The organism is Teredinibacter haidensis (genome assembly GCF_014211975.1).
Lineage (GTDB): Bacteria > Pseudomonadota > Gammaproteobacteria > Pseudomonadales > Cellvibrionaceae > Teredinibacter > Teredinibacter haidensis.
Genome location: NZ_CP060084.1, coordinates 610,378 through 632,861 on the forward strand (window position 1 = coordinate 610,378; position 22,484 = coordinate 632,861).

22 protein-coding genes and 1 pseudogene are annotated in these 22,484 nt (G+C 41.0%); 21 read left to right on the top strand and 2 right to left on the bottom strand.

Translation table 11 applies throughout. The features are described from left to right. Nucleotides 1-30: 30 nt before the first annotated feature. The 20 genes and pseudogenes from H5715_RS02525 to H5715_RS02625 all read left to right on the top strand — a co-directional run bounded on the left by H5715_RS02525 (nt 31) and on the right by H5715_RS02625 (nt 17,691). Nucleotides 31-1,239, top strand: a complete 1,209-nt coding sequence (locus H5715_RS02525) for a glycosyltransferase family 4 protein (RefSeq protein ID WP_075187336.1) — start codon at nt 31-33, stop codon at nt 1,237-1,239. Next, complete coding sequence (locus tag H5715_RS02530; protein ID WP_075187335.1) at nt 1,232-2,179, top strand: FkbM family methyltransferase; 948 nt, start codon at nt 1,232-1,234, stop codon at nt 2,177-2,179. Before H5715_RS02525 ends, H5715_RS02530 begins: the two co-directional genes overlap by 8 nt. A 24-nt stretch (nt 2,180-2,203) precedes the next feature. Beyond that, entirely contained in the window at nt 2,204-3,943 is a 1,740-nt protein-coding gene (locus tag H5715_RS02535; RefSeq protein ID WP_075187334.1) for a hypothetical protein, read from the top strand. After that, the gene (locus tag H5715_RS02540) at nt 3,930-5,141 is read left to right on the top strand and encodes a glycosyltransferase family 25 protein (protein ID WP_075187333.1); all 1,212 of its coding nucleotides are present in this window, start codon (nt 3,930-3,932) and stop codon (nt 5,139-5,141) included. Before H5715_RS02535 ends, H5715_RS02540 begins: the two co-directional genes overlap by 14 nt. A 154-nt stretch (nt 5,142-5,295) precedes the next feature. Continuing rightward, nucleotides 5,296-5,493, top strand: coding sequence for a glycosyltransferase (locus tag H5715_RS20495; RefSeq protein WP_425507032.1), 198 nt, complete (start codon nt 5,296-5,298; stop codon nt 5,491-5,493). After that, on the top strand, nt 5,484-5,945 hold the full coding sequence (locus tag H5715_RS02550) for a glycosyltransferase family protein (RefSeq protein ID WP_075187332.1): 462 nt from the start codon (nt 5,484-5,486) through the stop codon (nt 5,943-5,945). Before H5715_RS20495 ends, H5715_RS02550 begins: the two co-directional genes overlap by 10 nt. A gap of 183 nt (nt 5,946-6,128) precedes the next feature. Continuing rightward, nucleotides 6,129-6,572, top strand: a complete 444-nt coding sequence (tnpA, locus tag H5715_RS02555) for an IS200/IS605 family transposase (RefSeq protein WP_139309837.1) — start codon at nt 6,129-6,131, stop codon at nt 6,570-6,572. Nucleotides 6,573-6,823: 251 nt separating this feature from the next. Beyond that, on the top strand, nt 6,824-7,459 hold the full coding sequence (locus tag H5715_RS02565; RefSeq protein WP_484600451.1) for a transposase: 636 nt from the start codon (nt 6,824-6,826) through the stop codon (nt 7,457-7,459). 274 nt (nt 7,460-7,733) lie between these two features. Next, on the top strand, nt 7,734-7,946 hold the full coding sequence (locus H5715_RS02570) for a hypothetical protein (protein WP_075185766.1): 213 nt from the start codon (nt 7,734-7,736) through the stop codon (nt 7,944-7,946). Nucleotides 7,947-8,727: 781 nt separating this feature from the next. Next, nucleotides 8,728-9,015 carry a hypothetical protein gene (locus tag H5715_RS02575; RefSeq protein WP_075185767.1) on the top strand — a complete coding sequence of 96 codons (288 nt, stop codon included), beginning with the start codon at nt 8,728-8,730 and terminating at the stop codon, nt 9,013-9,015. Between the two features lie 82 nt (nt 9,016-9,097). Beyond that, the gene (locus H5715_RS02580) at nt 9,098-10,045 is read left to right on the top strand and encodes an IS30 family transposase (RefSeq protein WP_185906583.1); all 948 of its coding nucleotides are present in this window, start codon (nt 9,098-9,100) and stop codon (nt 10,043-10,045) included. A gap of 891 nt (nt 10,046-10,936) precedes the next feature. Continuing rightward, nucleotides 10,937-11,194 (top strand): hypothetical protein, encoded by a 258-nt coding sequence (locus H5715_RS02585; protein ID WP_139309807.1) that lies wholly within the window; start codon nt 10,937-10,939, stop codon nt 11,192-11,194. An 11-nt stretch (nt 11,195-11,205) separates the two neighbouring features. Next, on the top strand, nt 11,206-11,382 hold the full coding sequence (locus tag H5715_RS02590) for a hypothetical protein (protein ID WP_175574276.1): 177 nt from the start codon (nt 11,206-11,208) through the stop codon (nt 11,380-11,382). Nucleotides 11,383-11,400: 18 nt separating this feature from the next. Further along, a complete protein-coding gene (locus tag H5715_RS02595; protein ID WP_075186192.1) occupies nt 11,401-11,796 on the top strand; it encodes a hypothetical protein in 396 nt (131 codons plus the stop codon). 65 nt (nt 11,797-11,861) lie between these two features. Then, entirely contained in the window at nt 11,862-12,689 is an 828-nt protein-coding gene (locus H5715_RS02600; protein WP_075186191.1) for an SMP-30/gluconolactonase/LRE family protein, read from the top strand. A gap of 148 nt (nt 12,690-12,837) precedes the next feature. Beyond that, nucleotides 12,838-13,092: a group II intron maturase-specific domain-containing protein gene (locus H5715_RS02605; protein WP_221892332.1), complete on the top strand. Its 255-nt coding sequence runs from the start codon at nt 12,838-12,840 to the stop codon at nt 13,090-13,092. 162 nt (nt 13,093-13,254) lie between these two features. Continuing rightward, nucleotides 13,255-13,733: pseudogene (gene tnpA / locus H5715_RS02610) on the top strand (IS200/IS605 family transposase). 1,127 nt (nt 13,734-14,860) lie between these two features. Further along, nucleotides 14,861-15,253, top strand: coding sequence for a hypothetical protein (locus tag H5715_RS02615; RefSeq protein WP_139309806.1), 393 nt, complete (start codon nt 14,861-14,863; stop codon nt 15,251-15,253). Between the two features lie 723 nt (nt 15,254-15,976). After that, the gene (locus H5715_RS02620; RefSeq protein ID WP_075186186.1) at nt 15,977-16,204 is read left to right on the top strand and encodes a hypothetical protein; all 228 of its coding nucleotides are present in this window, start codon (nt 15,977-15,979) and stop codon (nt 16,202-16,204) included. A gap of 119 nt (nt 16,205-16,323) precedes the next feature. Further along, the gene (locus tag H5715_RS02625) at nt 16,324-17,691 is read left to right on the top strand and encodes an MFS transporter (protein ID WP_075186185.1); all 1,368 of its coding nucleotides are present in this window, start codon (nt 16,324-16,326) and stop codon (nt 17,689-17,691) included. 116 nt (nt 17,692-17,807) lie between these two features. On the opposite strand, the gene H5715_RS02630 is transcribed toward H5715_RS02625, so the two are convergent. Both H5715_RS02630 and H5715_RS02635 read right to left on the bottom strand, forming a co-directional pair. Beyond that, nucleotides 17,808-19,580, bottom strand: coding sequence for a GGDEF domain-containing protein (locus tag H5715_RS02630; protein ID WP_075186184.1), 1,773 nt, complete (start codon nt 19,578-19,580; stop codon nt 17,808-17,810). A 455-nt stretch (nt 19,581-20,035) separates the two neighbouring features. Further along, nucleotides 20,036-20,629, bottom strand: a complete 594-nt coding sequence (locus tag H5715_RS02635) for a PEP-CTERM sorting domain-containing protein (RefSeq protein ID WP_075186183.1) — start codon at nt 20,627-20,629, stop codon at nt 20,036-20,038. Nucleotides 20,630-21,065: 436 nt separating this feature from the next. Between H5715_RS02635 and H5715_RS02640 the strand changes: the two genes are divergently transcribed. Beyond that, nucleotides 21,066-22,478, top strand: coding sequence for a family 8 glycosyl hydrolase (locus H5715_RS02640; RefSeq protein ID WP_139309805.1), 1,413 nt, complete (start codon nt 21,066-21,068; stop codon nt 22,476-22,478). The last annotated feature ends 6 nt before the right edge of the window (nt 22,479-22,484 follow it).

Genomic DNA, 22,484 nt, shown 5'->3' on the forward strand with positions numbered 1-22,484 from the left:
TCCGAAATATACACCGGAAGTGAAAATTCTATGAAAATACTTTTTATCGCACCTTCATTACCCATCAACAACGGAGCTGGCCATGCAATAAGAAGCTACCATGTTTACACGGAACTTTGCGGCTTCGCTGATGTCGACGTGCTGTCTTCTAATCCCAACGGTGTGAGTTATCCATTAGCAAAAGAGTTTAGGGAAAATCATTCGTATATGGGGCATATAGATATAGGCTGGAAAGAGTATTTTTTTGGCTTTAAAAAGCGGTTACATCGCAAGCTAAAAAAGATACTAAATGAAGGTTGTTATGATTACGTATTTATAAGATATTACAATACAGCGTTGCGCTTAGGGGCGTTAAAACTAAAGAATCTAATTTTAGATTGTGATGACTGCTACATGGAATTGCTTGTGCAGCAGAATTCAGAGCTAGAGTTGAAAAAAATTGCAAAATTAAAAAAGAATTTATCATTTAAATTCCGATGCTACAATTATCAAAGGAACCTTAAAAAGGTTAGAAAAGTTATCTTTTCAAAGCAAAGCTCACAAATATCATGGAGAAGTAATTTCACATTGGTACCTAACAAAATTGCGTACCGACCTTTTTCAATCCCAGCATCAATAAATAAGAAAGCCATTAAAGAAAATGTCAAAATACTATTTATTGGAGTGTTAAATTATGCGCCAAATTACGAGGGCCTATATCATTTTGTAACTAACATTTGGCCCAGAGTTTTTGATGAGTGTCCACAAGCAAAACTTAAAATCGTCGGTTCAGGTTTGCCGGAAGAATATTTTCTCAAATGGAAGAATGATTGCAGCATTGAATTGTGTGGATACGTACACGATATTGAGAATGTCTATAAAGATATAGATATTGCTATTGCCCCTGTATATAAAGGGAGTGGTACGCACATAAAAGTAATGGAGTCTCTATTAAGAGGCAAAACTATGGTGATTTCGCCTCTTGCTCACAGAGGGTTCGAAGATTCATTGCTTGATAGTGAAGCTCTCTTTGTAGCCCCTAGCGTTGAGTCGTATGCGAAATGTTTGATTAATCTTATAAAAGATAAAGAAATGCGAATAACTATGGGAAATATAGGTCGTAAGGCTGTCATTGCTAACCATACTCTTGGAGAATGTTCTTTGAAATTTAAAGAGATTATCTACAATCTTTCTTTAATAGAAGGCAAGCGGGCTTCACGTACTGATAGTCAAACGATTCTAGCAGAAGTATATGAATAAAAGAATGTGCGCTAATGTAGATGAACACAACTGTTCCGGATTCTTAACTCATCGAGACGATGTTCAGTTAGCAGATAATATCCGTAATGTATTGCACCGTTTTTTTATTGAGGATGATAGATCCGAAGATGTTCATGATCTAGAGTTAACTAATCGACGTGAAGATGTTTTTGTTTCGTATATCGAGGATCGGATAAACAATGCAAATTGCTACGATAAGGATCTTATTATATTAAGCGCTTTTAAAAATGATGAAGATTTGATTTTAGATATTGGAGCAAATTGGGGCTATTCCGTAGCTGATTTGTGGTCCTATGGTGCTGGTACACGAATACTTTCATTTGAACCGGTAAAATTTTACGCTCCGTTACTGGAAAAAATTAAAGAAATGAGACCTGGTAAATATGAATACAAGCTGGTTGCATTATTTGACGAGCCTTCAACGTTAAAATTCGTAGTTCCGGTTGTCAATAATCTTCCGGTCTTCGCCTTGTCAACCGCTGTGAATAACCCAAATATTGAGTTCATGGTTAAAGATATCTGCTTTCATATTAAAAATTATATGAAAGCAGATGACTGGATTAATGTTCGTATGCATGAGTTTCTGGCTCCTGTAGATACTCTAGATAATCAATTGAAAATTATAAAAAGTAATTTTTCCTGGAAGCAGATTTCCGCAATTAAAATTGATGTAGAAGGTTTAGAGTATTATGTTCTAAAAGGCGGTTTTGACACTATTGTCGAGTATTGTCCGCTAATTATGATAGAGGATGGTAATCGTAATAAAGAGGTAACAGAATTTCTTGAAAAGATAAATTATATATTTGCTGTTAGGTTAAATGAAAAGTTAGTATTTTCAGACGTTATGGATGATCGTGTTAATGGTTTTTTTGTGCACTCAAGTAAGATTGAGGAATACAAAAATTTAGGGATCTTGTAAAAAATAGAGGGAGCTTCAGTAAATATGCAATATATAGATTTATTTCATGTTCTTAAAAATGAATGGGCTTCATTTGAAGCAAATAAAATATCTGGGTTAAAAACTGCGTGGCTATCTCCAAAATTTAATGGTGATAAGGTCTCTTTTGCCCAGCAATTTTCATTTGCCATTCCAGGTACTAACTGTCTCAGTAAGCTTACTTTTAATAGAGACGAAAAAGTTCAACTATTAGCAGAGCGATACGGCGGCAAGGGTATTGGCCTAAACGGAGGAGGTGCCCGTTGTGGAACATTCGGTAGTTTCCAGTTGAAAGGCATAGGAGCAAATATTCTTGCTGGAGATCACGATGACTTAGTTCATGCTTACGGCGGGCTTGATGCGCGATCGGCAATATGCGAGGTAATATTTACAAATGTAATGTCAAAAGTACTTCCTATTGGTGTGGTTGATATCTATGGGATCATTTTTACTGGGGTGGATACTGCAATTGACCCAATTACAAAGGAAAAATGTTGGGGTTCGATTCTAGTAAGAGAAGCATGTGTTCGGCCGGCACATTTTTTACCTGCAGCTGGTTTCTTACCATGCTCGGAATATCAAAAGCAAATAAGGCCTGATTTTGCACGAACAAAAATTGTGAATCAAAATTTAGCAGAAATGTTCGCTTCTCCCAATGAGTTTATTATGTTTTTGGGAAGCTTTTTGAGTAAATGTGCGAATCAAATGGCATTTGCAAGGGTTGCTAGGGCTATGCACTCTACATTGAGTCCATCAAATTTCTCAATAGACGGTCGTTGGTTAGATTTATGTCTATCTACATTTTTGAGTGGAGGAGAAAATTTCGGATCGTCAAGTATATTTTATAATGAGGCCGGTGAGCCACTTTTATTTTGTATCGAGCTACTTTATACATATGGGAAAATGAATGATTTGGTGTTAAATCCTAATTCGTTAGCTTCATACTATAACGAGCAACTTGATGCCTATTGTAGCCTTCATCTTGGGTATGTATTTGGTTTGCCATTTGAAAAAATATGCGATAAATATAAGCAAGATCTAGAATTATTTAAATCATTGGTAATGTTAGTAATAAATGGTGCGAAGTATGTAAGTCGTAATTATCCTGAACCCAATCCATCTGATCCGATTGTAAGTTTGATTCTTGGAGTATATATATCACTTGAGGATCGATTAGCCGGACTAAGAATGGTAGAGGCATCCGGTCTGAACAAGTTAAATTCAGAGAAAATAATCAATGTATTTAGAAACTTGATTCAAGGCCTCGCGACAGAGGATGAAAGTACTGAGCTAGACTTTACTCTCAGATGTAGCATACTTGCGATCAAGCGGGCGGTATTGCCAGGAATGTTTTATTTGTTACTTGTAGACAAAGAAATAAGCGAACTTTGCATGAATGGCACACCTGATGAAATCGAAAATACCATTGATTTTTACGACTGGGCCGCAGACTGGGTGTTTGACTATAATAATGGTAAAGATATTACAATATATAGATCTAAAGAATTTCACGTTGAGCTTAAGGTCGAGTCTAATAGATTTTTGATCCACGAAATCGCGAATAATCAGACATCGGAATTCGTCACTTTAAGTGAATCGCTAAATGGGGCAGAAGAATTATTTGGATTCGCAAGTAAAAGTATTAAAGGGTTTTTTTATAAAAATTACTATAACAAACTATCAATTCTTTCTCGCTATTTATGTTCCGGTTCAAGTAAAGAGGGCGCTCTTCATGCAGCAGAATGAAAAAGTATCAGATAACCTTCTAGATATAATGCGTATCCGAACTGATAATAATTTGGATACTCCTGCAGAATTGCAATCAAGAATTATGAATGCTATTTATAGCGATAACATTAAAATATTTAAAAATGAAAACGGTGATCCTATCGGATATGTGGCTTGGGCTAGAGTGAAGCGAGAGACGCTTAATTATTTGACAAAGGTACAATCATTGCCAAGCTTTTCATATGAGTGGCGCGAGGGAAGGATAAAGCTTTTTTTTGATTTGGTTTTGAGCTATGAATGGCGACGTCAGGCGAGAGATTGTTTTAACTTATTTTTAAGAGAGCATAGATTTTTTGCGTATTATCGAAAAAATAGGTTGAAAATATGTATGCATACTTATAGTAGGGCGAGCGGATATTTTTGGCACTACAAGTTAGTTAATCCGAAGCGGAAAAAAATCTTTAAGTCATGTTTGGGTATGAGTAGTAAAAGTAGTAATGTTACATATATTAAATATATCAACATGGATAAGGATGTCGAAAAGCGATTTTTAATAAGTAAATTGTTGTCTAAATTTCCTTATGCATCTCAGCGTATTCAAGGGGTCATGGTTAACGATCAGAATATTTCTATAGAAAATTATCTGAAATTTGGATTTCAGTCATATCTCAAGAAGCTGCCTGTTAATCGTCAAAATGGGGTGCTTGGCTGTTGGATAGCACATATAAAAGCTTTAGAAAGCATTACCGAAACGGACGGTATTACGGTTGTTCTTGAGGATGATTTTGTGTGCAAAGAAGGATTTTTTGAAAAAGCGTTAAAAATGATCAAAGAATTTGATAAAGATTTTGATGTGATAGTGTTTGATCCTAGTGGGGGTGGCCCACTAGATCGTCACTCGATAGGATCGGATATGTATGATGTTGATGGATATAGTAGTCCAGAATATGTCGGAAGCCACTGTTTGTTTTATAACAACAAAAGCGTTAAAAGAATACTCAAAACAATTTTAAGCTCATTTGTGACGGATTTTGATGGCTTTCTATTTAAAGATCAGACTATAAATTCATATGTATTTTATACCGGAGAGTCGTGTAGTATTTATTACTATTCCGACACCTGTGGCATTGGCGACCAGACTAGTTTATGGTATGGAATCGCAAACTGGATAGACTTTGTTTGTGACTGGAAGAGTGATGTAGAGAAAATGGCATAGACGTATAATGTTCTCTTCAGTTGAATAATATCGCGCTAGAATAAAGAGTTAAAAATTTATTCTTCAATCCGATTATACGGCAAAACAAATATTTGAAGTATGGTTTTCTATTGTCATTCCAAGCAAAGATAGGCCTGTATTAGCTGAAAGAGCCATTGCAAGTGTTAGGGCGCAGGGTTTTAATGATTGTCAAGTGATATTGATTAATGATGGATCAAGTCAGTCATATGAAAAAATTAGAAATAAGATGGGCGCAAATTATTTATATTTAGAAAATAAATCGTCATTAGGTGTTTCTCAAGCAAGGAATCTGGGTATTGAAATAGCAAAATACGATTGGTATTGTTTTTAGATGACGATGACGAGCTTCGAGTCGGATATCTAAATAACTTAATCAGGTGCATTCACTTAAATCAACACATTGATTTTTTTTGGTGTGATGTAGTTGTTTATGCGTCTAGGCCAGATAAACAAATTTCGAGAATAGATAGAATATGGCCAAGAAAATACTGGAATGAGGACCATTTTTTTGCGACAGCACTTTCTGTTGCGACGAGTTATGGTCTGTGTGTTAGAAAGGAAAAGCTTATTGATATTGGTTTGTTTGATAAAGAATTTCCTGTCGGCGAGGATATGGACCTTATAATAAGGTTGCTTCAAAATCTTGTATTGCCTAAATCTATCCCTTTCTTTGGAGTAAACAAATTTGAAACTACTAGTGAACGGCTTTCCTATGGGTTTAAAAGATATTCATCTGACAGGGTGTTTGAAAAAATATTATCGAAAAATAGTAAGTTTTTTTAGATCATAATTACTGCAAAGCGTTAACCATTTATTTTGCAGCTTCCGTTCATGCTGCTAACAAGGATTTTGAATCTGAAAAAGAACTATTAAAAGAATTGTTTAACCGCATAGCGTATATCTCGGGGGCTTGCCCCCGAGCTGGATAGCGTACAATGGCTTTAGCCATTGTGGGGTAGCCAACTTATGGAGTTACGTCGAAATACTCATCATGTGTATAGAATAATGTATCACTTTGTATGGATACCAAAATATAGGCATAAAGTTTTTGAAGAACCATTTCGAGCAGATTTGAAAGCCATTATCCAGAAGATCGGATATGACTACGATATAGAAATTGTGGAGCTTGAGATTCCAGTAGATCATATACATATGGTTGTAAGAGCTGAGCCTAAAGATTCACCATCAAGTATTATGCAGAAAATCAAAAGCTTATCGGCAAGAGAGTTTTTTCGAATACACCCACAAATAAGGCATAAATATTTCTGGGGTGGCAAATTGTGGACTCAAAGCTACTTTGTCGAAACGATCGGAAATGCGAGTGAAAAAGTCATTCGCGAGTATGTTAAGAATCAACTTGAAGCTATGAATAAAGGTGAAGAAAACAGTAAGCAGCTGGGGCTCTTCTAAAAACTCGGTCGCTTGCGGCCGAGTTTTTTATAACTAAGAATTACAAAATGTATTTTGAGTATAAGGTAAATACAATTATTAAAGGGGCTGGTTATCTTGTTGGGTCGGTAACTTAGTTTAAATTTTAATAAAGCAATATGTGCATTTTTTCTAAAAGCGACCGGATATCTATTGTTTAACACTGTGTCAATGAAAAATGTTTGGTTTAAAAATGAGTAATACATTATAAGTGTTGTTCGTTTTTATATAGCCTGACTGAAACGGCAAAAGCCAACGGCATAAATCCTTACGCTTACTTACGTGAAGTATTTGCTCGGTTGCCGGTAATGACCCCTCTCATAATGCTTGCGGATGAACTCGATTGGTTAAAACTCGAATTGGAGTTAAAGCCATTTTATACGCTCGATAATGGCCGTCCTGCCTTGCCGATTCGCCTCATGGTAGGCTTGTTGATTCTAAAACAATTAGAAAACCTCAGTGATGAGCAAGTTGTTCTTCGATACAAGTGTAATCCTTGCTACCAATACTTTTGTGGTGCGCCAAGCTTTGTAAGCGCCTTTCCTTGTCACCCCAGTGACTTAAGTCGGTTTAGAAAGCGAATCGGTGCTGTTGGTGTAGAGTCAATCTTTTCGATGTCGCTTGAAATTCATGGTGATGCCATTGAAGAACCTGTTGTCAATGTGGACTCCACAGTTCAGGAAAAATTTATTACGTACCCAATCGATGAGAAACTCACTATAAAAATTATCAATCGGTTAAATAAAATAGCTAAAATCCACGGTATTCAACAACGTCGAACTTTCGTTAAGGAGGTGAAAACCCTTCGTCTTCAGCTTCGTTTTTTTCCACACGTAAAAAAGCGGCTAAACGGCTTCGTACCATCCTAGGGATCTTAATAAGAGAGTTACAGCGCTGTTTAACGGATGAGCAACATGCATTCTACGAAAAAGATTTCCCACTTTATCAAAAAGTGGTGAAACAACAAAAAAGTGACAAAGATAAAATTTACAGTTAGCATGAGCCTCAAGTCTATAGCATTGCTAAGGGTAAAGATCACAAACCCTATGAGTACGGAACCAAGGCATCCATCGTATCAACAGCAAAAGGGGCATTATTTTTAGCGCGGTTAGCCACAAAGAGAATGTTCAGGATAGCCACACGTTGGAAGAAGTTATTGATCTTGCGAATAGATATAGACAGCAACCGATTACCAAGGCTGTATGTGATCGAGGTTATGGCGGTGTTAAAGAAGCTGCAGGGGTAATGATCGTTTTACCGAAGAAGGCATTGAAGCGAGATAGTCGTTATCAGCGCGATCAAAAACGTAAAATGTGTCGACAGTGTGCAGCTATAGAACCATTATTGGTCATCTAAAACAGCACTACAGGCTATCCAGAAATTACCTGAAACGTCACGTTGGCGACGCTATTAATCTTTCTATGGCCGCTTGTGCATGGAATTTGAAAAAATGGATCAATGCAATGCTGGAGACTATTCTTGTTGCCAAAAAATTGCGAAAACACCCTGTTTTTATCGATATATTAGCGTTTATGGGAATGATTCTGTCGATGGGAAGAAGAATTTAGCGTGGGGGTAGAACTGAAAATGCTTACTTTGCCGATATTTGCTGGCCTTCGCATAAAAAAGAGGGGTTATGCAGGGGCGTCTAATTACTTGACAGTCCAGGTTGAAGACGAACACTGGGTCAACCAGTGGAACACAAATTAAGATTAATCCTACAGGCTCTAAAGGTGCCAGTGTCTTCCGGAGCACACAGTAGATATAAAAATCAAATCATTCGGAAGAATTTCCTGATTTTAGATTAGGTCGGTGTGAGCGGGTGGGGCGCCTGACATCTCATCCTGTCTTCATCGGGTGCCTTTTGATCAAAACAAGATTGATCGGTGTGGTTCAACTACAAAAATTGGGGTTTAGGCGGTAAACGATGTCGAGAATTTGGGGTAAGATACTAAGCTTGTTGGGGAAAAAGGGTGGTTTGTAATTCCTATACTCACTTTATTTTGACGCTGTACGCTGGGAGAATACTCCAGCTGGTTATCGCCGGTTGCAAGCAAGTAAAGTCACTTCATTTTCAATACGTAAATTGATGCGGAATCGTTTGGCGATTCCGCATTGTTTTTATTAAGGCAGATCGATGTCCAGCACTTTAACTGACGCAAACGGCAATACTATCAATTTGTATCGCCGCCTACTAAGCTACGCTTATAATTACAAATCCTTTCTGATTATCAGTATTTTCGGTTTCGTGTTGTTTAGCGGAATGGATGCATTACTTTTTAAAACTCCCGGATTTTTTGTCGCCGCCATTGAAGGCAATCCCGTCGATCTGGGAAGATTCAATTTCATTAGCGTAGATATACGCTCTTCAATTTATTTTGTACCCATAACAATTATTGTTTTAAGTGCCGAATTCGCAAAGTAAGTGCAACACGCCTGCCTCTTCCTTTATATAGGGTGAACTGGGATACTCATGGTTTTTCTCGACCAGCAAGAAGAGGAATCTCATGACATACCACCAGCTCACCACCGATGAAAGATATACTATAGCTGCCTATCTAAAGCAACGAAAATCACAAGCATTCATTGCTCGCGCCCTAAATAGAAGCCCTTCAAGCATTTCCCGTGAGTTAAAAAGAAATCGTCGGCCAGATGGAAAGTATTGTGCCGCCCGTGCTGTAAAGCGTACTTCTCGCATCCGGCGAGAGTCCCGTCGAAAATGGTACTTCACCGATATCGAGCTTCAAATGGTTATTGCGCTAATACGTCTAGACTGGAGCCCGGAACAAGCATCTCTATGGCTCAAGAAATGCAATATTCGATCCATTAGCCACTCAACCATCTATCGCTATATTTGGTACGATATTTTTTACCTGGGCGATCTCCATAAACACTTGCGTCAGTCTCAAAAACAACGTCGTAAAAAGTATAGAAGCCCTGATTCTAGAGGCGTTTTGGCTAATAAGGCCCATATTTCTGAGCGACCAATAGGTGCAGAAAACAAGTCTCGTATAGGCCACTTTGAGATCGACACTGTTCATGGATCTAGGGACCAGCACTCAATCGTCACGCTGGTCGATCGAAAGAGTAAATACACCATTATTGGTAAAATCAAAAACCGCACTACGGATGAATTAAACCGCAAGGTAATTCAATTGATTGCAAAAGAGGTTAAACAGGTAAGGTCGATCACCTCCGACAACGGAACTGAATTCCATCAATACAAAAAGATAGAAGAAGCGACTAACGCAACATTCTATTTTGCCAACCCATATCACTCATGGGAGAGAGGTTTAAACGAAAACACAAATGGACTTATACGACAATATTTACCTAAAGGTGAATCAATGAAAAATATCACTCAAAAAGATTGTGACAAAATTGCAATGAAACTTAACCGGCGACCAAGAAAGTGTTTAAATATGGAAACACCGGAGGCAGTCTATGTACGTTAGTCAATTTCGTTGCACTTCATTTGATAACTCAGGAGGTGTTGCATCTAGTTTTTTTGGTTGGTACTTATCATATGGGGTATACAGAGGTGCGTATCAAATACTATTTCAATCTGTTGCAATAGTTGGAGTTGTACTTGGAATTAATGCGTTATTCAATTTTGGCGGCCTATCTAACAAAGAGTTGTTGGTTTCTTTAGTTGGTGTGAGTGTAGCTGTTGGTTGGTGGTTTTGTTCAAATCGAAGTACAAATTCATAACAAAAATCCGCACCTGAAAATATTGCTACGCTCGTTTTTGTGTATGTCGCGTAGCTCCATTTTACACAAAAACGCTCTCCGCAATATTTTCAGGTGAGCTTGGCGTTATGGCTGTGATATTCGGCGGAATCGAGAAATCATGTTTAGTCTGGACGTTAAAATATACGAAATGGTAATATTTTAAACTGGAGTATTGCAAACATTGGTAATATTTTATTCTGATTGCATAGATTGATTTAAAAGGAGATAACTACTTGAAAAAACGATTTATAAACCTTTATGGGATGCAACAATAGAAACCGGTATGTGCAACAATGCCGAGCTTACACTAACACTAAAGTTGGCATTTAAGCAGGTCAACCCTGCTGCTGAAGCTCTTGGTGGAGCTTATCATGACTATGGCGACTCGCGTGCCACCGCTCGAAAAATTGTCAGGTGGTCACCTGCAGATTGGATAGCTTGGAAAATGTCATTTATTAGATCTGATGAACAGTTTTGGAAAGGTAAATTCTGGCTCGTTAAATAATTTTTCTGAACTGGAGTATGAGGATTCAGGTACAAAATATATTCCAAACATTTGCCGTCGTTTTAAATTGGACGGGAGTGATGCTTCTCCAGCTTTCAAATATCATCACATGATAGAATTAGTTGAACTGCACCAATCTGAAACGTGGTTTGGCTCACACTCTAGACTATACGATAGCCTAGACAGTAGTTCGGTACAAAAAGGTACTGATAGCAAAGGTAAATCGATTATGCAGCGTGCTCATGTGCACGAGATAGGGCACCTACTTTGTTTAGGGCATGTCGATGAAGGTAAGCCACACTGCCCCCTAGCGAATACCAACTCGTCCGCTTGCTATGGAGTGAGTGACCAGGACAAAATTCTGTGATGGGTCAAGGTATGCAACTAAGAAACGAGCATGCTACAGCCTGGCGCAAGGCAGTGATTGGTCTGCTAAGCAATGATAATATTCAGATTCCTACTGATTGGGAAGCGAAGCTGCAACGCCACTACCCGAGAGACCTCGCGGAAGTCCAAGCTAAAAAATATATTACTACAAAACCCAACAGAAAATAGCATGAGCAATTTACAACCATGAAGCTAATCGTAACTCCATCAATCAAAATGTTTTTAGTTGCCTTGTGTCTGTCGCAGGCATCAGTATCTTGCGCACTTGATCAAACGAGAATTACAGGTAATGATAAAGAAGAGGTCCAAGCCATGACTAGTCAAAAAAGGAACTGTAAATCTAATAGCATTATCAAATCCCAAAGCCTCATAGATTTCGTGCTAAAAGATATACTTGCAAACTATACCCATTCCGGTGGTGGTGGCATCACATCTATAAAAGAAACGCTCACGAATACTTATGAAGTGTCCATCGCGCAAGAAGAGAGAGTGGACGTATTGACATACGAGCTAGCCATTGATGAGCGGTGCACGGCAACGCTTTTAAAGAAAACTGGATCGACTGTTAATTTTGGCCAATAGCTTTGGCCTGGTTCAAAAAGGGAGAGCTTTTGTGGCCACCCAACTAAAAACTGTAGGACAACAGAATGAAATTATTTTTTATTATGACGCTGTTAGTTTCGAATGTTATCAACGCACAAGCGTTTCAAACACCCGAAAGCGCAGCTTTCGACTCTAGCTCAAATAGATATTTCATTTCAAATTATGGAGATGGAAATATCATTCAACTTGATTCAGCAGGAAATAAATCCTATTTTAAAACGGGATTGTCGAAGTCTTTGGGGATGATTATTAAGGATGATATTCTGTACGTTGTCTCAAATCCGAAGATGGTAAAAGGCTTCCGGCTCTCAGATGCAAGTCAAGTGTTTGAAATCGAAATCAGTGAAGGTCTGTTCTTAAACGATATTACTAGTGATGATTCTGGGTTTTTATATGTTACTGATAGCCGCTTAAAGGCAGTTTTTAAAATCGATCTTTCAAAGAAAACTTATTCGTTGTTTGTAAAAACAGAGCTCGATAATCCTAATGGGATTATCTTTGATAAAGCCAACAACAGACTGGTAATGTGTTACTTCGAAGAGGATTCACCCATTGACCAGATCACGCTAAAAGATGCTGTACGCACTGAGATTATTAAACCCGGATTCGATAATCTTGATGGTATTGCCATTGATGAATTAGGAAACTTCTATATTTCTTCATGGGGAGCCGGGAGCTTTTCGACTGGATTCAAGAAAGAAGGGACGATATATAAATTCGATAATCAGTTTTCAGTAAAGCCCAAGGCAGTTTCAACTGGCCATCATGGGCCGGCGGATATATTTTACTCGCTAGAAAAAAGCGAACTGATTATTCCGTTATTCATGGAAAATGACATAAATGTTAAAATACTAACAACTCTAATAGAATAGTCACGATAAGGCGCTATCCATATAGAGGATTAATGCATACGGTATTCGGGATTAGTTGAACACTACGAAAAGTGCTGTTGGCCGGCCATGGACAGGAACCTTTCTGGAGTTCACCTTCACCCAAAATGGGAAAGTGAAAAAGATAAAGATGAGTGAAAAGGCACTGGCAAAACTCAAAACTAATGTTCGTATGATTACGCCCCGGACCCGAGGGCTAACGCTATTGTATATTGTCTCGGATTTACGAAAGTATCTACTGGCCTGGAAAGGCTATTTCGGAATAACAGACATGCCGACTCCGCTCAGGGAGCTGGACAAATGGATAAGGCGTAAAAGCTTCGATGTTATATTTGGAAGCAGTGGGATCGTTCAGGTTATCCGCAACTTCGTAAGCGGGGTGTAAAGCGGCAATTGGCATGGAATACGGCCACGTCTGCGCATGGCCCGTGGAAACTAAGCTATTGCCCAGCTCTTTATTAGTCTCCTAAAAGGTTAAAATCATCGGCTTTAGCCGGTCAGCTTTAGCTACAATGCTGGAATCGAAAATAAAGCTGGGGAGCAAAATATGGATTATCGATATGGCAGCCATACAGCCTTAAAGTTCAGTATCACTTTGTGTTTGTCACTAAATATTGCTATCGGGTTTTGAAGGGGGATGTTGGGTTGAGAGCCCGAGAGCTGATTCGACAAACGTGCCAATTTTTGAGATTGAGATATTGAAAGGATTGGTTAGCAAAGATCACATACACCTGCTTGTTTCAGCTCCGCCCAATATGGCCCCCGAGCGAAATAATGCGTAGGGTCAAAGGCCGCTCATCGTCAAAGCTATTTTAGAGTTTCCCCGATCTTAAGAAAAGATATTGGGGTCGTCATTTTTGGGCAAGAGGATACTTTTACATTACCCATGAAATACTCCAATCACTTGGGTGTGTTGGAACTGGTGGGATGGCAATTACTCCATCAACCGAACCGCCGTGGTACGTGATCCGTATGCTCGGTGGTGTGGCGGAGGGACATCGTGAGATGCCTCCCTATCCCGATTAGGAGGCCAAATGAAAATCGCGGTTTTATACCTTTTACTCAGTACTTTTTTTTCTCTTGTGCTAGCTTCAATGATTCGACACCTGAAGTACAGAAAGGAAAGTGGCTACTTACAATTCAAAACCTCAACAATGAAAAAGTTACCATCATGTCAATTCGATTTGCGGATAAAGGAGCTGAATCATGTCTAGGTGGTGAATGGCTTCAATTAACAAAAAAAGCTATCTACGACCGAAGATGAAGACTTTTTCCAGTAGAAGATTTCCTTTCTTATCAGCTAAAAGACGGAAGATTAATTGACGGTCGAAATGGAATTTGCGACGCATATTTACACCCTAGCGGCGAATTTGAAGGCGATAAGTCGAGCGGAGAATATGTTTCATTTGGCTGGAGTGGTGAAAAGTTGGGTTATTTCACCCTAAAAAATTTTAGCGCTATGGGCTGATATAGGTATCCGCATGACAAAAGTTGAGGTTGGGGAATGAGAGGAAGTGCGTCTATCTATTTTGCCGTAGGGTATTATGTCTACTTGTATTTGTCCGATAGGTAAATCACCTGTTAAAGGGTGTCAATGGGGGTTTTTTGAATAAGCTATTTTGGGAGCAGTTACGGGAAAAGTACTTTCTTAAAATTGTATTAGTTATTGCTTTGCTTATGGTATTGAAAGTACTGTAAATAATAAGTTTAAGAATGATTGTGTAGATATCTGTTTGGTTGATACTAACGGCCCCGATTATAAATATTCTCCAATAAATATTTTACCAGTCTTTTCTGGCAGAAGTTCGGTAAGTCATAATTCCCGATACGAATCTGAGTGTACTTGTTTCAATCAAAGGGAATTAGATAAATCAAGTAAACAGCAAACTGAAGAAAAGCAGTGGTATAAAGATAATATATTGTAATAAGCGTTGCATTATTCTGTGAGGCCAGCCTTCTCAATAAAACGTTCAGCCTCGAAAGCTAAAATACGCTTGCTGGAACCACAAATAGCGAGGTTCGGTTAGCTTGGCGTTATGCGAATACAAATTAATACAACTACGCTTTCCTCTATTGGATATCATTTGGCTGGTTTATTTATGATGGAGAAAAGGACTTGGTTATGAAAATTATTAATATGGTTGTATTTTTGTTTGTTTTGCATCATCTGGTGGGGTTCAAGTGACGGATCTAAACAGCTAGATCAAGCAGAAATCTATAGTATCTGGAATGAATATAGCGAGCGTGTTGTCTTCGTTCAAGATAACGGGAATGTCATCGAATCAAATGATAGATACGTTACTTATGACTACTCCAGGGACACTTTAACCGTTGAAGCGAAGGATGCGTTACCTGTAATTCAAGTTGTGATAGATGGGCTTACTTGCGTTGAGGACGGAGTAACTTATGACATTACTGTCACAAGCAGTTCCGGAGAAGACAAAACATATTACTCTGCAAATAAAGCATGTGATGCAGCTCAGGAATTGAACTATGTTAAAACTGAAGAAATTTCATCGCTAATTCCATTGCTTTTTATCTACTAAATACAAAAGGCATAACAAAGAGGTAAACCTTATGCGGAGAATTTACAATTAGTTAGTCCCATGGCATCTACGCTCTGTGTGTTGCGAGAAAGTAAGATCTCACCGTATTTACTCTGCATCTTTCCAGTTTTGGTCTTTATCAGCGGTATATCCGCAATTTCTTATCTCGCAAATATTGCTTCCGCGGGTGGAACGCGAGCTGTTGCTTTAGGGCATTTGCAAATGGAGGTCTAATATTGGCGGTGTTTTGAGTGCCTAGTATAGTGGTTCGTTGCGATGCCTAACAAGCGACTGTGATTAAAAGCAATCCCGCAGAAACGTTATTCGCTAATTTATTTATTCCTCTTTATGTTTTCTGTTGGCGACGATTTTGGTGTAGAAGCGCTTTATCACAGTGTTGTTCTGATATGGCACCCAACTAATTTGGAAGCTCTCGAACGTGGTTGTCTAGGCTATAATTTGATCGTATGTCGCTCAGTAGCTGTTAGCACTGTTAAGCCCCGAGCCGTGCTGCAAGGTATAACAAGGAAATTTTACTCGTTTGGCTCTTGGAATTCGGGTGAGTGGGGTTTTGTGGCTCTAGGAAACTCAGAAAGTACGGAAAGTGTACGATGATGTGCAACGCGTTTTTAAACTGCGAGTGGATGCTCAGAGTGTGGCGTACATTGAGGCCATACCGAATCCGTCCTGGGGCCCACCCGAGCAGGTCGGGTCGCCGCCGCCATGGAGCTGAGGGGCCCCTTGGGAATTGGTGTCAGTGCCAAATTTTTTGGAGAGATACTGTGGGTAATGGCATCTAATGGCTTTAAATACTTTGCCTGTGAAATCGGCGGTACCTTTGAGAATGAGGATGCGTTAAAGTTGGCTCGAATGGCTGCTCTGGGAAAAGAAAATTATTTGCCTGCTCGTTTTGCTCGAGCTGCCGAAGGGAATACTGTTTTCTATTTTTAGTATAGACAGATGGTGGGCTAGTTGTAGAGAAACCGGAATTTTATACCGGTTTTATATTGTTCAGCCAGCCCTAATGATTTCTTTAATGGTTCCTCGTTTTAATGTTGTTTTGGAGTCGTATGATTCGTTCATTAGTACCTTTAACTGCTTTGTTGCTTTCTGATGCATTGCTCCTTCTTGGGCATGGTCTTTTGCTCACATTATTGCCGGTTACGGCAAGTAATATCGGATTTTCTGATTTTCAGGTTGGTCTTACCGGTACGGCATATTTTATCGGCTTTGTGGTTGGCTGCCTGGCCACACCATTCGTGTTAAAGCGGGTCGGTCATATTCGGAGCTTTGCCGTATTAGCTTCGCTATATGTCTCGATGGTTCTGCTTTTTATGTGGAGCCAAAATTTTTTGGGGTGGTTGATTCTACGCTTTGCCATTGGCGCAATGATCGCGGGTATTTATATGATTATTGAAAGCTGGCTGAACGAACGTGCAGATAGTAATCACCGCGGTACTATTTTATCTCTTTATGCCATGCTGAATCTGGCGATGATTACTTTGTCGCAGCAGTTGTTAAACCTAGCAGGCGTCAGCCCCCTATTATTGTTTTCGTTGGCGGGTATCTTTATTTCGCTTTCGATTGTTCCTGTATCAATTACTCTCGCCTTGGCGCCGACGCCGGTTAATAAGGTAAAGGTTAATTTCCGTAAAGTTTGGAACCATTCGCATATTGGCCTTATTGGGGCTTCTTTTTCGGGTCTTATTACTGGGGCGTTTTGGTCGCTAGCACCTATATATGCAAGCGATAGCGGCTTTTCAAATTTTCAGCTGGCCAGCTTTATGTCCGCTATCGTTTTGGGTGGTGCGATATTTCAAATTCCATTAGGACGATTTTCAGATAGATTTGATCGGCGAATTGTTTTGGTATTCGTTGCAGCGATTGGCATGTTGTTTTCGATGGGTATATTTTCGGCCTCATTTTTAAGCAGCTATGCGGGTACGTTGTCGACCTTGTTGGCCTTTACTTGGGGAGCGATGGGTATGACGATGTATCCTATTTGTTTGGCTCACGCAAACGATAATGCTGAAAGCACGGATTTTGTCGAAATTGGCAGCTCTATGCTGATCACTTATGGTATTAGTTCTGCTCTAGGTGCACCGATCGCGTCTCTTTTGATGGAGTCGTTTGGGCACCAATATTTGTTTGTGTATATGGCGGTGGTGTTTTTCTTGTTTTCTGTCATTTTAATTATTCGTCGTCAGTCTAATGTGCTTCCAATATTGGCGGAGGAGCATGAAACCTTCCAAGCCGTCGCGGGGATGACTACACCAGAAGCGTTTAATCTTGACCCGCGAGCTGAGGAGCCAAATGAAGCAGCTACGGAAGAGGCGTGTGAGCGTGAATGGTCCGATGTGGATGTCGATTATCATCAGTACGTTGAACCCGATGGGCGGGGCGAAGGTGTACAAGAGGATGAATCGAAAGCCGATTGATTCTCGCCGGTACGGCTGGTACTCGAGTTGGCAATTGGTTAGTGGTGCTGATGCCAGCTCGGCGGTTACGTTTTTACCCAGCAGGTTTACTTTTCCGTACTAGGGTAGGCGTTTGGTTACAATATGGCCAAATCCAGGGTGTCGTTACAGGGTTGAAATTGATCAGACATTTTAAGTAACCGTATTTTTGAAACCGATTTTTTAGCCTCTCCTTTTACTTTTGCAGCATGAAAGGTGATGTCAAAGCCATCGGGTATACTGGGCATGTCTTGCTCGACAATGGCAATGGACAGTGAGCTGATCGGGAAAATGTCCGCTATTCCGTTACGCCCTATAGCGTTTAAGGTTCCTCGCGTGGCTACATCTTTGGGGTAAAGTGACTTTACTTTTGTATCAAACGACGCTTTTAAGTCACGCGCTGTTTTGATCATGTCGCGAGGCGTTTTGAAAATTACCACAAAATCGTCACCTCCTACATGCCCGATAAAGTCACCGTTGCCATTCAGTTCCTGCTTAAGAATGTTCGCCAATAGTTGTATAACATTGTCGCCTTTTGCGTAGCCATAATTGTCGTTATAAGGCTTGAAGTAGTTGATATCAAAATAGGCCAGTGAGTAACATTGGTTGGATTGGTTTAATTCGGCAATTGTTTCGTTAATGGGGACGTTGCCAGGCAATTGAGTGAGAGGATTGGCGTATTTAGCCGCGCGTATTTTCATTTCTGTTATGCGTTTTAGCACATCTCTGGTACTGCCGAGGCCGATATATTGATGGTCCCGGGTAATAATAAAGTGCTGGCGTACGTAGAGATCTTCTTCGCCGGTTAATAATCGGCTTACTTCGGAAACATCGGAATCCCAGCTGACGGTAATGACATCCTTTGCCATGTAGTTTTTTACCGGTTTATACTCGTGGAGCGAGCGGCCGTAGGTTTGTGAAAATAATTCCAACAGGCTCCAGCGGGAGATCATGCCCAGAGGCGTACCGTTTTTAACAATGGGAATGGAGGACAGATAGCGGTTGCTGGTAAAGGCTTCTGCTATTTCCAACATTTTTGTTTCCGGTGTCGCTGGCGTAATGTGGTTTGATAGTGAGCCTATCTTTGCAATAGAGGTGTGCCCCGCCTGCAATTTTTTGGTTTTATCCAGGTTTTTAACCGAGGGAATGGGCTTGGGTTTGCCAAAGTAAAACCCCTGGCAAATATCGATACCTAAATCGTGGACAGCTTTATACTCGCCCTCGGTTTCTACGCCTTCGGCAATTAACTTGCAGCCTAATCCGTTTGCCAGATCACACAGCCGGCTAACAAATTCATGTTTGACGAGATCGCTGTCTATATCGCAAATAAAGTGACGATCTAATTTTACGAAATCAGGTTTAACCTGCGACCACAGTTTTAGGCCGGAGTAGCCTGTCCCCAGGTCGTCAATGGCGATGGAGAAGCCCAGCTCTTTAAAGGATGTTAGTACTTTACTTGTATGCTCAATATTTTCCGTTGGGTAGCGCTCTGAAAGCTCTAGTACGATGCGATGGGGCTCAATGTTAAGCTCATTCGGCAACTGCTCAAGGTAGGCCGCGGCCTTTTTGTGATCATTGAGGCTATTGGGGCTGATATTGATAAAGAGCAGGCCCCCGGGGCTAAGGGAGTTAAATCGCTTGGCGGCTAGTACACGGCATTCGTATTCCAGCTCTTCCTGCAGACCCGCGCGTTCGGCCGCTTCGAAGAGTCGTCCTGCCGGGAACAGAGAAGAGTCAGATGGCCCCCGGCTGAGCGCTTCGTAGCCGAGTACCTGTTTGCTCCTGGTGTCCACGATGGGTTGAAAGTATGTTTGTATTTCTCCTTCTTGAATAATCTCCTTTAATCGTTGTTCAAGGGCCAACCCGTTCATTTAAACTCCGCCTGCTTGTCTTCTGGTGCCGAAAATAATGCATAACTTATGTGACAAAATTGTTACGAGTTAGTACTAAGGTTTGGGTATTTTTGGAATCATTTGTTTTGAGTGCTGGCCAATCTGATAGCGCCGCTCTTTCTGTGTTAACAAAACCCACTCGTTGTTTTATTCCCTATGCACTAATAACGATCTCGGTAGGCGTTATATTTCCCGCGCGGGAGTTTCCGTTTTATTAGGTTTTTGCTTGGGTTTTAAGGCGCGTTCTTGGAGGGTGTTGATAACAGCTGTATTTTCAGCCATTCACTTTTTGGGGTTGCCGGGGTTTTTCTGTGGTGTTTGGGAGCGAGCGAAGCTGGCCGCTCCTGGTTGCCCATCTATATTTTTAAAAAGCGTCATCCCGTTATTGGGAATAAAAGGAATGACACCGTTTTATGAATAAATACGATCAGTATTTATGCTTTTCTGGCTCGGCTTAAGCCCAGGCCAGCAATACCGATAAACAGCAATATTAGTGTTGATGGCTCTGGTACGCTTGCGCTGCTAACGGAGTTGATGGCAACGGAAAAATAGGTTTCATTGTGGTTGTGAGCATCGTCAGACCAGATCCACTGAGCGCTGCTGTCGATTGCGGCTTGAGTTCCCCAAGGGCCAACACCATTGCTGCCATAGGTGCTGGCGGTCGTGTAGCCACTCCAGCCGGTTGTGCTGACATTCCAATCGGTACCGTTGGTGAGCAGGGTGTCGGTGCCATTAGTGAAGATGTGGTCACTGCTATCGAGGAAGAGGTTGCCTAAAAAGCCCGCAATACCGCCGACATCTTCTGCATAGATGTGCAGGAAGTAATCTGTTCCAGCGTCGAGCGTGTGGCTAAAGGTATCGGTTATGCCCCAGTTGTCGCCGCTGGAGATTGAATCTCCTTGAGTGCTGTCGTCTGTGCTTATATATACCCAGTGCTGATTATCAACATTCAGCTCGCCAGAAATAAGGGTGGCGTTCGCCGCGATTGAGAAGAAGGCAACACTTGCCAATACGAGTCTAATTATCATTCAAAGTACCATGAGAAAATAAGTAAAAGTTAACGATCCATCTGTGGTTTTTTAAGCAACACTCTACGAATATCGAGCGTTACTATTTACGCGTCTAAAAACCGATTTTTTAAATCCTTTTACGCCCAAATCAACGAAAAGCAATAAACGTGCCAAAATATCGCGCACGTTGCTATTCGCGGGGTTTATGTTGATCGCATATGTCATGCCTCTATAAGGTGTAAAAAAGTCTGACAAAAATACGCTAAAGTATGGTAAGAATTTTACAGTTGTGAGCTGGTTCTCTCATGCTAATTAATGGGTGATTGCGATTTCTATCGAGCGCTTACTTCGGTAGGATGCGGAGCCTCTAATAGTCATTGGTACTTTAAGGCTTCGGCGCGTTGCTGCTTTATCGTGGGTTTACAGAAATACTTCCGTTTGGATGGTTAACAATATGCTTTTTATCTCTCTCAGGTTTCTTCTTCTTACCGGTGTGCTCTCATTGGTTGCCTGTGGTGGAGGGGGCGGCTCTGGCTCGCCTGCGTCCTCATCCTCCTCCGCGATGTCCTCATCAGAAGCATCGTCCTCAGAATTCTCATCGTCTGTGGTTTCATCCTCGTCATCTGAGGCGTCTTCGTCAGTTGCTTCATCGTCTTCTTCTCAGTCTTCTTCAAGTACGTTTGAGGTCACTTATAATGATACGTCAGCGTATGAGACCGGTATTCACCGGAATCTGTTTGTTGAGTTCCAGTTAGGTACGCAGCAGCAGGTAGACGATAAGGTGGGAGCGGCTTACCAGCAGCTGTTTTTTGGCAATGGTTCACAAACGGTGATGTATGCGGTGGGCTCCGATATGGCCTATATCTATGCACCGGATAGTGATGATATACGCTCCGAGGGGATGTCTTACGGGATGATGATTGCCGTGATGATGAATGATCAGGAGAGCTTTAATAGGCTGTGGCGGTTTGCCAAGGAGTATATGCAGGTTAAAACCGGGAACTTGGCGGGGTATTTTTCCTGGAGCCTGGATAACGAAGCGCCTTACCCAGCGACTGATGTCAATCCTGCACCTGATGGCGAAGAGTATTTTGTGATGTCGCTATTCTTCGCTCACAACCGTTGGGGAAGCGGAAGTGGTGTGCTCGACTACCAGGCCGAGGCCAATGCCATCCTCGATGATATGGTGAATAAGGACACGGCTACCGTTGGCCCTTTAATGGATCCGGCAGCGCACCAGATAGTGTTCTCTCCCGTGCAGGCAAATCCGTACACCGATCCCTCCTACCATCTTCCTGCTTTCTATGAGTTATGGGCGCTGTGGGCAGAGAGTAATAATCAATACTGGCACGATGCAGCGCAAATAAGCCGGGACTTTTTTTATTCGGCCGCTCACACGTCGACAGGCCTGTTCCCCGAGTACAGCTCCTTCGAGGGTGCGCCCGTGGAGACTAGTTTTAACTCCAATAGCCATAACAGCGCGTTCGATGCGCACCGTGTGATCCATAATATGGCGATGGATTATGCGTGGTTTAGTAAAAGTAATACGCTCAACGAACTTGTAGAGCGCTTACATCAGTTCTACTACAACGAGGGGGCGCCAGAGAATCCTCGGTCTTATTTTGCGGTTTACTCTCTGGATGGGGAGGCTCTTGCCAATTACAGTGCTTCTTCTCTGGTGGCGATGAATGCTGTGGGTGCGTTGGCTTCGGATGAAACCATTGCTGCGGGTTTTGTTGAAGACCTGTGGTACCAGGCTGTGCCCAGCGGTACCTACCGTTACTATAACGGTTTAATTCATATGCTGGGTTTATTGCACACTGCGGGTGAGTTTAAAATTTATGGAAACCCCGCTCTGGTAGATTAACCTTCG